Annotated in this window: 10 protein-coding genes; 8 read left to right on the forward strand and 2 right to left on the reverse strand. The window is 64.0% G+C overall.

The annotated features are described in order from the left end of the window. The first annotated feature begins 172 nt into the window (after nt 1–172). Nucleotides 173–727 carry a flavodoxin family protein gene (locus tag NLM25_RS26355; protein ID WP_254138925.1) on the forward strand — a complete coding sequence of 185 codons (555 nt, stop codon included), beginning with the start codon at nt 173–175 and terminating at the stop codon, nt 725–727. 154 nt (nt 728–881) lie between these two features. Here the strand turns inward: NLM25_RS26355 and NLM25_RS26360 are convergent, their stop codons facing one another. Continuing rightward, nucleotides 882–1,121 (reverse strand): hypothetical protein, encoded by a 240-nt coding sequence (locus tag NLM25_RS26360; protein WP_254120273.1) that lies wholly within the window; start codon nt 1,119–1,121, stop codon nt 882–884. Nucleotides 1,122–1,347: 226 nt separating this feature from the next. Here NLM25_RS26360 and topA point away from each other — a divergent pair, with 226 nt between their 5' ends. Genes topA through NLM25_RS26380 form a run of 4 tightly spaced genes read left to right on the forward strand, consistent with a single transcriptional unit; the run spans nt 1,348 to nt 7,687 of the window. Beyond that, on the forward strand, nt 1,348–4,095 hold the full coding sequence (gene topA, locus NLM25_RS26365; RefSeq protein ID WP_254138926.1) for a type I DNA topoisomerase: 2,748 nt from the start codon (nt 1,348–1,350) through the stop codon (nt 4,093–4,095). A gap of 19 nt (nt 4,096–4,114) precedes the next feature. Continuing rightward, nucleotides 4,115–6,472 (forward strand): ribonuclease R, encoded by a 2,358-nt coding sequence (gene rnr, locus NLM25_RS26370; RefSeq protein WP_254138927.1) that lies wholly within the window; start codon nt 4,115–4,117, stop codon nt 6,470–6,472. Continuing rightward, complete coding sequence (locus NLM25_RS26375; RefSeq protein ID WP_254120276.1) at nt 6,466–6,906, forward strand: DUF983 domain-containing protein; 441 nt, start codon at nt 6,466–6,468, stop codon at nt 6,904–6,906. Before rnr ends, NLM25_RS26375 begins: the two co-directional genes overlap by 7 nt. 31 nt (nt 6,907–6,937) lie before the next feature. Continuing rightward, nucleotides 6,938–7,687, forward strand: a complete 750-nt coding sequence (locus NLM25_RS26380) for an NUDIX domain-containing protein (protein ID WP_254138928.1) — start codon at nt 6,938–6,940, stop codon at nt 7,685–7,687. Here NLM25_RS26380 and NLM25_RS26385 read toward each other — a convergent pair whose 3' ends face one another. Continuing rightward, a complete protein-coding gene (locus NLM25_RS26385; RefSeq protein WP_254138929.1) occupies nt 7,688–8,233 on the reverse strand; it encodes a hypothetical protein in 546 nt (181 codons plus the stop codon). A 226-nt stretch (nt 8,234–8,459) separates the two neighbouring features. Between NLM25_RS26385 and NLM25_RS26390 the strand changes: the two genes are divergently transcribed. The 3 genes from NLM25_RS26390 (at nt 8,460) to NLM25_RS26400 (ending at nt 10,865) form a co-directional block, all read left to right on the forward strand. After that, the gene (locus NLM25_RS26390) at nt 8,460–9,785 is read left to right on the forward strand and encodes an LLM class flavin-dependent oxidoreductase (protein ID WP_254138930.1); all 1,326 of its coding nucleotides are present in this window, start codon (nt 8,460–8,462) and stop codon (nt 9,783–9,785) included. 207 nt (nt 9,786–9,992) lie between these two features. Continuing rightward, on the forward strand, nt 9,993–10,160 hold the full coding sequence (gene rpmG / locus NLM25_RS26395) for a 50S ribosomal protein L33 (protein ID WP_057756569.1): 168 nt from the start codon (nt 9,993–9,995) through the stop codon (nt 10,158–10,160). A 243-nt stretch (nt 10,161–10,403) separates the two neighbouring features. After that, entirely contained in the window at nt 10,404–10,865 is a 462-nt protein-coding gene (locus NLM25_RS26400) for a DoxX family protein (RefSeq protein ID WP_254138931.1), read from the forward strand. The last annotated feature ends 1,534 nt before the right edge of the window (nt 10,866–12,399 follow it).

The following is a 12,399-nucleotide window of genomic DNA, read 5'->3' on the forward strand; positions in this document are numbered from 1 at the left end:
CACACTGCCCCCACAACCGTCATTGCGAGGAGCCCTTGCGACGAAGCAATCCAGAATCCCTCCACGGAGACACTCTGGATTGCTTCGCTGCGCTCGCAATGACGGTGCGGAGGGACTTGTACAAAATAGAGACGGCGTCAAAGATGGTTAGACAGTCCAAAGTGGCGCCACCATGCCCCTGCTCGCCATCGCCTATTTTTCCATCTCGGGCACCACCGAGCAGCTGGCGCATGCGGTAGCGCGCGGAGCGGCTGGGATGACGGAAATCGCTCTTTGTCGGATCGCCGGCGACGACATCGCAGCAGGCCGATTCCAGAATGAGGTCTTGTTGCAGACCATCGACCGCGCCGACGCCGTTGCGTTCGGCAGCCCGACCTACATGGGCGGACCCGCGGCGCAATTCAAAGCCTTTGCCGATGCTTCAAGTGACCGATGGAGCCAGCAGCGATGGGCCAACAAGATCGCGGGCGGCTTCACGACAGGCGCCTGCGCGAGTGGCGATCAGCTCCACACGTTGAGCTACCTTTCTATTCTGGCCGCCCAACACGGCATGCTCTGGTGCGGACTGGATATTCCGGGCGGAGAGGATCCGGCCGGTCGCAATCGATTGGGCAGCCAGCTTGGACTGGCGTCACACCAGGCCGACGGCGCCTTGCCCCAGAGCGATTTGAGCACGGCCGAATATCTCGGCCAGCGATTGGCCAAAATGGCAGCGCGAAACGGCTAACCACAGTCGTCATTGCAATGACGAAAATGATGCAGCGTGTGTCGCGTAGCCCGGATGGAGCGCAGCGCAATCCGGGATTCTCTCTCCGCGGCGCGAGTAACCCGGATTACGCTTCGCTCCATCCGGGCTACGGCCGCTGATAGAGGCGCAAGCCTCACGACAGCTTGCGCTTGCTCCGCAGCCGCAGATGCTCGTCGGCTTCCAGCTTGGTCATCCCTAAGAGATAATGCAGCACGTCGAGCTTGTGGCGCTCGGCGAGCTTGCGCAAAGCCCCGACCTGCTCGGCGATGAAGGCGACCGCCTCATCGACGCCGCCCTCTCCCGGTTCCTCGTGGCGCGAGCCTCCCGGCGCGCCTGATGCGGCGCGCGCCCGTTTCCTTCCTGGCTTAGTCACCAGACCCCACCCGAATCCTTGCCCCGGGCGACTCTACGCCGACATTGATCGCAACTCCAAGGTGGTATTTTGCAACTTTCTCGATATGAAACTTTTCCCATTCAGGGCGCTTTCAACACCCTTCGATTTGACAGCGAGGGCCTCACCACCCATGTTCGGGTCGAAACGGCCGACCCGAATCTTGTCGAATTCGGCCCAAGATTTCCCCGTAAGTTACTGGAACTACATGAATATCGTCATTGTGGAGTCGCCGGCGAAAGCCAAGACGATCAACAAGTATCTGGGCTCGTCCTACGAGGTTCTGGCCTCGTTCGGCCATGTCCGCGACCTCCCGGCGAAGAATGGTTCCGTCGATCCCGACGCTAATTTCAAGATGATCTGGGAGGTCGACCCCAAGGCGGCCGGCCGGCTCAACGATATCGCAAAGTCCCTGAAGGGCGCCGACCGACTGATTCTGGCGACCGACCCTGATCGCGAGGGCGAGGCCATCTCCTGGCACGTGCTGGAGGTGATGAAAGAGAAGCGCGCGCTGAAGGACCAGAAGATCGAGCGCGTGGTGTTCAACGCCATCACCAAGCAGGCGGTCACGGATGCGATGAAGCATCCGCGCGAGATCGACGGCGCTCTGGTCGACGCCTATATGGCGCGCCGTGCCCTCGATTACCTCGTCGGCTTCACCCTCTCCCCCGTGCTGTGGCGCAAGCTGCCGGGCGCCCGCTCGGCCGGCCGCGTGCAGTCGGTGGCGCTGCGCCTCGTCTGCGACCGCGAGCTCGAGATCGAAAAGTTCGTGCCGCGCGAATACTGGTCGCTGATCGCGACCCTGCTGACGCCGCGCGGCGACGCCTTCGAGGCGCGCCTCGTCGGTGCCGACGGCAAGAAGATCCAGCGCCTCGACGTCGGCAGCGGCGCGGAAGCCGAGGACTTCAAGAAGGCGCTGGAAGCAGCCGCCTACGCCGTGACCTCGGTCGATGCAAAGCCGGCCCGGCGCAATCCGCAGGCGCCCTTCACCACCTCGACGCTGCAGCAGGAAGCCAGCCGCAAATACGGCTTTGCGCCGGCGCACACCATGCGCATCGCCCAGCGCCTTTATGAAGGCATCGACATCGGCGGCGAGACCACCGGACTCATTACTTATATGCGTACCGACGGCGTGCAGATCGCCCCCGAGGCGATCACCCAGGCGCGCAAGGTGATCGGCGAGGATTACGGCAACGCCTACGTGCCGGACGCACCGCGCCAGTACCAGGCCAAGGCTAAGAACGCCCAGGAAGCGCACGAAGCGATCCGCCCAACCGACATGTCGCGCCGCCCCGACAGCATGAGCCGGAAGCTCGATGCCGACCAGGCGCGGCTCTATGAGCTGATCTGGAAGCGCACCATTGCGAGCCAGATGGAATCGGCCGAACTCGAGCGCACCACCGTCGACATCACCGCGAAGGCAGGCTCCCGCACGCTGGAGCTGCGCGCGACGGGCCAGGTCGTCAAGTTCGACGGCTTCCTCGCGCTCTACCAGGAAGGCCGCGACGACGAGGAGGACGAGGACTCCCGCCGCCTGCCCGCGATGAGCCCGAACGACGCGCTGAAGCGGCAGTCGCTCGCCGTCACCCAGCACTTCACCGAGCCGCCGCCGCGCTTCTCGGAGGCATCGCTCGTCAAGCGCATGGAAGAGCTCGGCATCGGCCGGCCCTCGACCTATGCCTCGATCCTCCAGGTCCTGAAAGATCGCGGCTACGTCAAGCTGGAGAAGAAGCGCCTGCACGGCGAGGACAAGGGCCGCGTGGTGGTCGCCTTCCTCGAAAGCTTCTTTGCCCGCTACGTCGAATACGACTTCACCGCCGGGCTCGAAGAGCAGCTCGACCGCATCTCGAACAACGAGATCTCCTGGCAGCAGGTGCTGAAGGATTTCTGGACCGGCTTCATCGGCGCCGTCGACGAGATCAAGGATCTGCGCGTCGCGCAGGTGCTCGACGTGCTCGACGACATGCTGGGGCAGCACATCTACCCGCCCCGTGCGGATGGCGGCGATATCAGGCAGTGCCCGAGCTGCGGCAACGGCCGGCTGAATCTCAAGGCCGGCAAGTTCGGCGCCTTCGTCGGCTGCTCGAACTATCCGGAGTGTCGTTACACCCGTCAGCTCGCCGCCGACAGCGAGACCACCGCCGACCGTTCGCTCGGCCAGGACCCCGATACGGGGCGCGATGTCTGGGTCAAGGCGGGCCGGTTCGGGCCCTATATCCAGCTCGGCGAGCAGAAGGATTATGAGGAAGGCGAGAAGCCGAAGCGCGCGGGCATTCCGAAGGGCACATCTCCTGGAGATGTCGAGCTCGAGCTTGCGCTGAAGCTGTTGTCGCTGCCGCGCGAAATTGGAAAGCATCCGGAGACCGGCCAGCCGATCACAGCGGGTCTCGGCCGCTTCGGGCCGTTCGTGAAGCACGAGAAGACCTACGCCAGCCTGGAGGCCGGCGACGAGGTGTTCGACATCGGCCTCAACCGCGCAGTGACGCTGATCGCGGAAAAGGTCGCCAAGGGTCCAAGCCGCCGCTTCGGCGCCGATCCCGGCAAGGCGATCGGCGAACACCCGACGCTCGGCACCGTCACCGTGAAGAGCGGCCGCTACGGCGCCTATGTCACCGCAGGCGGCGTCAACGCGACCATCCCCGCCGAGTTCGAAAAGGACACCGTCACGCTGCCGCAGGCGATCGCGCTGATCGACGAGCGCGCGGCCAAGGGCGGCGGAAAGACCAAGGCGAAGAAGGCGGCCAAGCCAGCCAAGGCCAAGAAGGCTACGGAGAAGGCCGCGGACGGCGAGGACGCCGCGCCCAAGAAGAAACCGGCCGCGAAGAAAGCCGCGGCCAAATCGAAAACTGAATCAACCAGCAAGGCGCGCGCCGCCGTGTCGTCGTCGGCAAAGACGTCGCCGACCAAGGCAGCCGCCAGCAAGGCTCCGGCCAAGAAGAGTGCCGGCAAGACTTAGAGAAAGAATTAGAGGTTAAGTGAAACGCAAGAATGACCGTGGCTTTCCCGACCGGGCAGCCATCGTCGCCTTCATCAAGGCAAATCCAGGAAAGGTGGGAACTCGCGAAATTGCGCGCGAGTTCGGCCTGAAGAACGCCGATCGCATCGAGCTCAAGCGCATGTTGCGCGAGCTCGCCGACGACGGGACCATCAAGAAAAAGCGCCACAAGGTTTCAGAGCCGGACGCCCTGCCGTCGACGCTGGTCGCCGACATCACCGGCCGCGACCAGGACGGCGAATTGATCGCCTCCCCCACCGAATGGGACGAGGTCGAAGGCGGCGAGCCCCCCAAGATCCGCATTCAGATGCCGCGCCGGCCAAAGCCGGGCACCGTCGCCGGCGTCCGCGACCGCGTGCTGCTGCGCGTCGAGCCGACCAACGAGACCGAAGGCCCGGCCTATCGCGGACACGTCATCAAGGTCTTCGACAAGACCAGGAGCCGCATCCTCGGCGTGTTCCGCAGCCTGCCCGAGGGCGGCGGACGGCTCGTTCCCGTCGACAAGAAGGCCGCCGACCGCGAGCTGAACATCGCAGCAGCCGATACGTCGGGCGCGCAGGACGGAGACCTCGTCAGCGTCGACATCGTCCGCACGCGCAGCTTTGGCCTCGCCTCCGGCCGCGTGAAGGAGAAGCTCGGCTCGGTCAAGTCGGAGAAGGCGATCAGCCTGATCGCGATCTACGCCCACGACATCCCGCTGCAATTCCCGCCCGCCGCCGAGCGCGAGGCGGAAGCCGCAGAGCCCGCGAACCTGAAGGGCCGCGAGGACTGGCGCGACGTCCCGCTTGTCACCATCGATCCGCCGGATGCCAAGGATCACGACGATGCGGTACATGCGCAAGCAGACGACGACCCGAACAACAAGGGCGGCTTCATCGTCAACGTCGCCATTGCGGATGTGAGCTTCTACGTCCGGCCGGGCACCGCGCTCGACCGTAGCGCGCTCGACCGCGGCAACTCGGTCTATTTCCCCGACCGCGTCGTGCCGATGCTGCCCGAGCGGATCTCGAACAATCTCTGCTCGCTGGTCCCCGGCGAGCCGCGCGGCGCGCTCGCGGTGCGCATGGTGCTCGGCCCCGACGGCCGCAAGCGCTCGCATACGTTCCACCGCATCCTGATGCGCTCGGCCGCCAAGCTGAGCTACGCGCAGGCGCAGGCTGCGATCGACGGCCGGCCCGACGACACCACCGGCCCGCTGCTCGATCCGATCCTGAAGCCGCTCTATGCCGCCTATGCCTGCGCCAAGCGTGCGCGCGACGAGCGCGATCCGCTCAATCTCGACCTGCCCGAGCGCAAGATCCTCCTGAAGAGCGACGGCACGGTCGACCGCGTCGTGGTGCCCGAGCGCCTCGATGCGCATAAGCTGATCGAGGAGTTCATGATCCTCGCCAACGTCGCGGCAGCGGAGATGCTCGAGAAGAAGTCGCTGCCGCTGATCTACCGCGTGCACGACGAGCCGACGCTGGAGAAGGTCCACGCACTCGCGGAGTTTCTGGAGACGCTGGACGTCCCGTTCGCGAAAGGCGGCGCGCTGCGCCCTGCTCTGTTCAACCGCGTGCTGGCGCAGCTCGAAGGCCACGACCACTTCCCGCTGGTGAGCGAGGTGGTGCTGCGGGCGCAGGCACAGGCCGAATATTCCTCCGAGAATTACGGTCATTTCGGCCTGAACCTGCGCCGCTACGCGCATTTCACCTCGCCGATCCGCCGCTATGCCGACCTCGTCGTGCACCGCGCGCTGGTCCGCGCGCTCGGGCTCGGCGAAGGCGCCCTGCCCGACAGCGAGACGCCGGAGAGCCTGGGCGAGGTCGCGGCCCACATCTCGGTGACCGAGCGGCGCGCGATGAAGGCGGAGCGCGAGACCGTCGACCGCCTGATCGCCCATCACCTCGCCGATCGCATCGGCGCGAGCTTTCAGGGCCGCGTCTCCGGCGTCACGCGCGCCGGCCTGTTCGTCAAGCTGAGCGAGACCGGCGCCGACGGCCTGATCCCGATCCGATCCCTCGGCACGGAATATTTCAACTATGACGAGGGTCGCCATGCCCTCGTCGGCACGCGCAGCCGCACCATGTATCAGCTCGGCGACGTCGTTGACGTCCGCCTGATCGAAGCGGCCCCCATCGCGGGTGCGCTACGCTTCGAGTTGCTGTCGTCGGACAGTGAGACCGCGCCGCGCGACCGCCGGCAATCCGGTCCGCAACGCCGCCCCTCGTTCAAGGCGCATCCCGGCCGCAGTCCGGACAGAAAACGCAAGCCGCCGAAGCCAAAATCCGGCAAGGCGAAGAAGAGCAAGGGAAAGAACAAGGGGAAAGGCGGGGGACAGAAGGGCAAGGCATGGTGACGACGAGCACGGCCCCGAAGATCTGGACGCGCGAGACTGGTCTGGTCGAGAAGCGCGACGTCTGGGCTGCGATGAAGCGCGGCTTTCGCAGCCGCTGCCCGCGCTGCGGCGAGGGCAAGCTATTCCGCGCTTTCCTGAAGACGGCGGACAATTGTTCCAGATGCGGCCTCGACTTCACGCCACATCGCGCCGACGATCTGCCGGCCTATCTCGTGATCGTCATCGTCGGCCACATCGTGGTGCCGACCATCTTGTGGATCGAGACCAATTACACCACGCCGGTCTGGCTCAGCTTCGCGGCCTATCTGCCTTTCACCTTCGTCGCCTCGCTCGGGCTGCTGCAGCCGGTGAAGGGAGCCGTGGTCGGCTTGCAATGGGCTCTGCGCATGCACGGCTTTGACGACAACCCTCCGGATGGTATTCCGCCGGTCTAAGCAAATAATCAAAAAGCGTTTGGGTGAGGACATGACGGATACTACGCAGGCAGCCGAAAAGGCCAAGATCCACGAGGGCAAGGAAGCCGACCACCATCCCTATTTCCGCCCGAGGGATGCGGCGACGCTGATCCTGGTCGATCGCAGCGGCAGCATTCCAAAGGTCCTGGTCGGCAAGCGCCACGACAAGGTGGTGTTCATGCCCGGAAAGTTCGTCTTCCCCGGCGGCCGTGTCGACAAGGACGATTATCGCGTGCCGTGCGCGGCACCGATCACGGCCGAGCTCGAAGCCAATCTCGCCAAGGGCAGTCCGAAGACCCCGGCCTCGCGCGCCAAGTCGCTCGCGATTGCCGCGATCCGCGAAGCCTGCGAGGAGACCGGCCTCTGCCTCGGCCGCAAGAGCGAGGGCAAGGCGAAGCTCGAGGGCGCCTGGAAGCCGTTCGCGGATGCGGGCCTGCTGCCCGATCCCTCCAGCCTGTTCCTGATCGCGCGCGCGATCACCCCGCCCGGCCGCGTCAAAAGGTTCGACACGCGCTTCTTCACGGCGGACGCCTCCGCGATCACCCACCGCGTCGAGGGCGTGATCCATGCCGATGCCGAGCTGGTCGAGCTGGTCTGGGTCGAGCTCGGCTCGAAGCCGCTCGCCGATCTGCATCCGATGACGCGCAACGTGCTCAACGAGCTCGACACCCGCCTTGCCACCGGCCCGCTCCGCCACGACGCGCCGGTGCCGTTCTTCCATTTCTACGGCGGCAAGATGCAGAAGGATATTTTGGGCTAACTAATCGTCCGCGTCCGGCTCGGTGCCGACATAATCGCGCGCCGGCAGTTTCAAGACGCGGCCGATCTCGCTGGCGAGCTTGCCCGCATCCTCGCGCCTGGTGAAGCTCTGAAGCGTGATCGGCTCGGTGCCCCTGTTGCCGCAGAGGTTGACGTCGTAGGTCGTCAGATCCGTATCGTAATCATCCGTGATGCTGATGAAGTGATAGTCGGCGAGATCACGCTGACTGCGGATGTTCAGCGGCCCGAACTGCCTGGTGATCACGATCTGGCGCAGCGTCTCGTTGAGCACGACGAAATAGCGGTAGCTGAGCAGGATGATGCCAGGGATGCCGACGAGAAGTCCCAGCCCGGTGAACACCAGCACCGGCACGAGGTCATCGGCGAGCCTTCCGAAGCCGGAAAAATCCTGGCGCAGGCCGAGCGCGACATTCCACAGCAGATAGAAGCTCGCCGCCAGCAACGGCAGCGACAGCAGCCGACCGACCCAGGGCATGGAACGGTCGATGCGGACGGTGCTGCCATCCACGGTCATTGCGCCTGCCATCGGAAGCTCTCCTTAGGGGTCATGGCTTTGTCGACGCGATCGGCGGATCGGTTCGATGGCTCCCTCCTCCGTCATTCCGGGCTCTCTGCTGCGCAGCGGCAGGGAATGACGCGATTGTGCTGGAGGCGTCGCGAAAAACAAAAAATTCTTCCCGCCTGCCCCAATGGCGGAGTTCCCCGGCGTGCCTATGTCTTTCCGAACGACACCCAACATGGAAGCGGGCGCGATGGCACAACGGCAACTCAAGCTTGGCGCGTTCATGCGCCCGATCAGCATCCACACCGGCGCCTGGCGCTATCCCGGGGCCTGGCCCGACGCCAATTTCAACTTCGGGCACATCAAGACGCTGATCCGGAAGCTCGAGGCCGGCAAGTTCGACGCCTTCTTCATGGCCGATCACCTCGCCGTGCTGAACATGCCGATCAACGCGCTCAAGCGCAGCCACACCGTGACCTCGTTCGAGCCGTTCACGCTGCTGTCGGCGCTCTCCGCGGTCACCGAGCGCATCGGCCTGATCGCGACGGGCTCGACCACGTTCGACGAGCCCTATCACGTCGCGCGCCGCTTCGCCTCGCTCGACCATCTCAGCGGCGGCCGTGCGGGGTGGAACATCGTCACCACCTCGAACCCGGATGCGGCCCTGAATTTCGGCCTCGACGACCACATGGAGCATGCCGAGCGCTACAAGCGCGCCCGCGAGTTCTACGATGTGGTCACCGGCCTCTGGGACTCCTTTGCCGACGATGCCTTCGTGCGCGATGTCGAGAGCGGCCTGTTCGTAGATCCCGCGAAGATGCACACGCTCGACCACAACGGCAAATATCTGAAAGTGCGCGGGCCCCTCAACATCGCCCGCCCCGTGCAGGGCTGGCCGGTGATCGTGCAGGCCGGCGCCTCCGAGGACGGCAGGCAGCTCGCGGCCGAGACCGCGGAAGCCGTGTTCACCGGCGGCGGCAGCCTCGCGGACGGACAGAAACTCTACGCCGACATCAAGGGCCGCATGGAGGCGATCGGCCGCGATCCTGAGCACCTCAAGATCCTCCCCGGCGCCTTCGTCGTGGTCGGCGACAGCGTCGATGAAGCAAGGGAGAAGCGCGCCCTGCTCGACGGCCGGGTGCACTATGACAGCGCCATCGCTTCGCTCTCGGTCATCCTCGGCACCGATGCCTCTGGCTTCGATCCCGACGGGCAGCTGCCGGAGATACCGGAGACCAACGCCAGCAAGAGCGGCCGGCAGCGCATGGTCGACCTCGCCAGGCGCGACAAGCTCACCGTGCGCCAGCTCGCCCAGCGCGTCGGCGGCTATGGCGGGCTGTCCTTCGTCGGCACCGCCAAGACCATCGCCGACCAGATGGAGGAATGGCTGGTCGGGCGCGGCTCCGACGGCTTCAACATCATGTTCCCGTTCCTGCCCGCCGGCCTCGACGATTTCGTCGACAAGGTCGTCCCGGAGCTCCAGAAGCGCGGGATTTTCCGGAAAGAGTATGAAGGGGCCACTTTGAGGGAGAATCTGGGTCTGCCCCGGCCGAAAAACCGCTTCTTCGAGGCCTGATAGGCCCGATTTGAGTGGTTTCCGGGACCGGAGCCCCATTCGGGGCTCTAGCCTGTTGTTTTTGACGCATTTTCTTCACGCGAACCGATGCCCAGTTCGCGCGAAAACGCTCCCAAACCTTGACATCAGGCGGTTTCTGGCTAGGTTGCCGGCCAACGCGGGCCGTTTGGCCGGCTCCAGATTCCCTTCATTCCTGAGGTTCTGAACATGGCCAAAGCGGTCACCATCAAGGTCAAGCTCGTGTCCTCGGCTGACACCGGCTTCTACTACGTCGCCAAGAAGAATTCGCGCACCATGACCGACAAGCTGGTCAAGAAGAAGTACGACCCGGTCGCGCGCAAGCACGTCGAATTCAAGGAAGCCAAGATCAAGTAAGATCGACGCAGCGTTGAAGAGTTTTGCGGGGCCCTTTCGGGCCCCGTTCTTATTTGTGCCGCCTCTCGTGTCCCGGACGCGCTGCGGCGCCCTTGCGCTGCTGGGCTGCGCCCCGGGGCACGAAAGCTACGCCGGGCGTTTGCGGCGCATTGCACGGCCCGGCGAGCACTCTTCATCCGGTTCGTCGATAGTGGTACCATCATCGGCATCCAAGTGCCGCCCGTAGACAACCACTATGGGGCAATGGCGATGCTACTCCGCTCTCGCTCGCTCACATCCGGGGTCGACGCGTTCGCCGCTGGCAGCGCCAACCTGCTCATTCTGGTCGGCCGCATTCTGCTGGCCTGGGTCTTCGTCGGAAGCGCGTACGGAGCCATCACCAATTTCAGTGGCTCGGTGAGCTATTTCAGGTCGCTGAACGTTCCAGCGCCTGAACTGTTCACGGCGACCACCGTGGCACTGGAAGTAATCATGTCGGCTGGTCTGATACTCGGCTTTGGTACGCGCTACTGCGCAGTCTTGGTTTTCCTGTTTGTGTTGATGGCGACTGCGATCGCGCATCGCTACTGGGAATACCCCGTCGGTTCGCAGCAGATTGGGCAATACAATCATTTCTTGAAGAACATCTCGATCATGGGAGGCGCGATGCTGATCCTGGTCACCGGCGGTGGCCGGTTCTCGCTCGATCGGAAGCTGGCGGGATAGCAGCTTTGTTTTGGCCTCCCGCACCCTGATATTCGAGCGATGATAGCTTCGAGCACGGTGCAAGCACCGTCGGCCCTCTCGCAGATCTGCGAGAGAGTTCAGCTGCACATGTGCGCCTTATCCGTCCGTCTCGACACCATCAACGCGCGCGCAGATCTGCGAGCCTGGCAGCTGCCAAGCCGCGTATCCCGGGGTCGTGACTACGTCACTTCGCCTTGAGCCTGAAAGCTCCCTCGAGCAGCCGGCTGACGAATTTTGGGAGCGACTTCAAGCGTTCAGATATGAATCCGAAGAATAACATCAGCCACGTCGCGAGCGCGGCACACCACAACAGGCTTTCCAATGTCTCGGGCATCATGCCCTCCTGAAATACTACATTGAAATCCGAGTAGTGTTGCCGAACGGAGCCAGCACGACAAGTCCTCCTAAAAGTGGCGGGTTGCAGAAACACTCGGAAGAGCGGCTGGCAGCTCTCGCGTGGGGTGTGCTGCAGATCACAAAGGCTCAGCCGCGTGATGTCCGCTAGAGGATAGGAAACAAACATCGCAACGGCTTTGGGCAAGCGCTCAGGTTCACTTCGCCGCCATGTCGGTGGCGAGTCACTAGGCAGACATTGCCTCAACCCTCGGTTGCCCAATTCCAAATGTATGTTACCGTGCACTTATCCGGACGGCATTTCCGTCCTGGATTTGGGAGGACTTGCCATGAGATTGTCGTCAAGCCTTGTCGTGCCCTCAGCCGTCGCCCTCTTGTCAACTGCCTTGCTGTCTGGCCCGGCAGTGTCGCAAATCAATGCGGGCTCCGCCGCCACGCTCCCCCCCGTTACGGTCGATGCACCGAAGCAGGTGGCGAGGCCGCAGGTGTCGGAGCGGGGAGCAAACACAACGGCGCCGCGTCGGACTGCGTCAACCGCTCGAACGTCAACCGAGCCCAAGCCTTCGTATGCGCCGGATTCCAACATGGGGAGGCTTGCTAGCCTGGAGGCGCGCGCCAGCAGCTGTAACGGTGGCTGCGCATCAAGCTTCCGACAAGGCAACGAGCCCTGGGTTGGATGTAGCGAGTCGGGCGGCGGCCTGAACTATGGACCGATGTCGCCAACGTGCCGAGACACCATCACCCATACGTCCTTCGTGAATTGCGTCGAGACGAGGGTGTTCCTGGGCGACAATCGAAACAGAGCCCACTGGCTTTGCAGCAGCCTGCAGGCCGGCAACAGGTTCAAGGTCGCAGACCTCAAGCGGGCAGGACGTCGCTAGTCGGACCGCCCGCTGGCTCTCAGTCTCAGTTGAACTTGGTCCCTGATGTCGGCCCATGCTTGCGAAGCCGAGATCAAGTAGATCGTGGGATAGACTGAACTTTTGACGGGGCCTCACGGCCCCGTTTCTATTTTGCCTCGTGTCCCGGGGGTGGCCAGCAGGCTCCACGCCGCGATGTCGATGACGCGTTGATCGACAGACGTCTCTTCAACCCTCGATTGCTCACCTCCAAATGTATGTTACCGTGTACTGACCGGCACGGCATTTCCGTCCCGGAT

It is taken from the genome of Bradyrhizobium sp. CCGB01 (genome assembly GCF_024199795.1).
Lineage (GTDB): Bacteria > Pseudomonadota > Alphaproteobacteria > Rhizobiales > Xanthobacteraceae > Bradyrhizobium.

Excerpts from the sequence above, each read along its gene's own strand:
- NLM25_RS26355 (WP_254138925.1), top strand. The coding sequence starts at position 173 with ATGCCCCTGCTCGCCATCGCCTATTTTTCCATCTCGGGCACCACCGAG.
- topA (WP_254138926.1), top strand. The coding sequence starts at position 1,348 with ATGAATATCGTCATTGTGGAGTCGCCGGCGAAAGCCAAGACGATCAAC.
- NLM25_RS26375 (WP_254120276.1), top strand. The coding sequence starts at position 6,466 with ATGGTGACGACGAGCACGGCCCCGAAGATCTGGACGCGCGAGACTGGT.
- NLM25_RS26380 (WP_254138928.1), top strand. The coding sequence starts at position 6,938 with ATGACGGATACTACGCAGGCAGCCGAAAAGGCCAAGATCCACGAGGGC.
- NLM25_RS26385 (WP_254138929.1), bottom strand. The coding sequence starts at position 8,233 with ATGGCAGGCGCAATGACCGTGGATGGCAGCACCGTCCGCATCGACCGT.
- NLM25_RS26390 (WP_254138930.1), top strand. The coding sequence starts at position 8,460 with ATGGCACAACGGCAACTCAAGCTTGGCGCGTTCATGCGCCCGATCAGC.
- rpmG (WP_057756569.1), top strand. The coding sequence starts at position 9,993 with ATGGCCAAAGCGGTCACCATCAAGGTCAAGCTCGTGTCCTCGGCTGAC.
- NLM25_RS26400 (WP_254138931.1), top strand. The coding sequence starts at position 10,404 with ATGGCGATGCTACTCCGCTCTCGCTCGCTCACATCCGGGGTCGACGCG.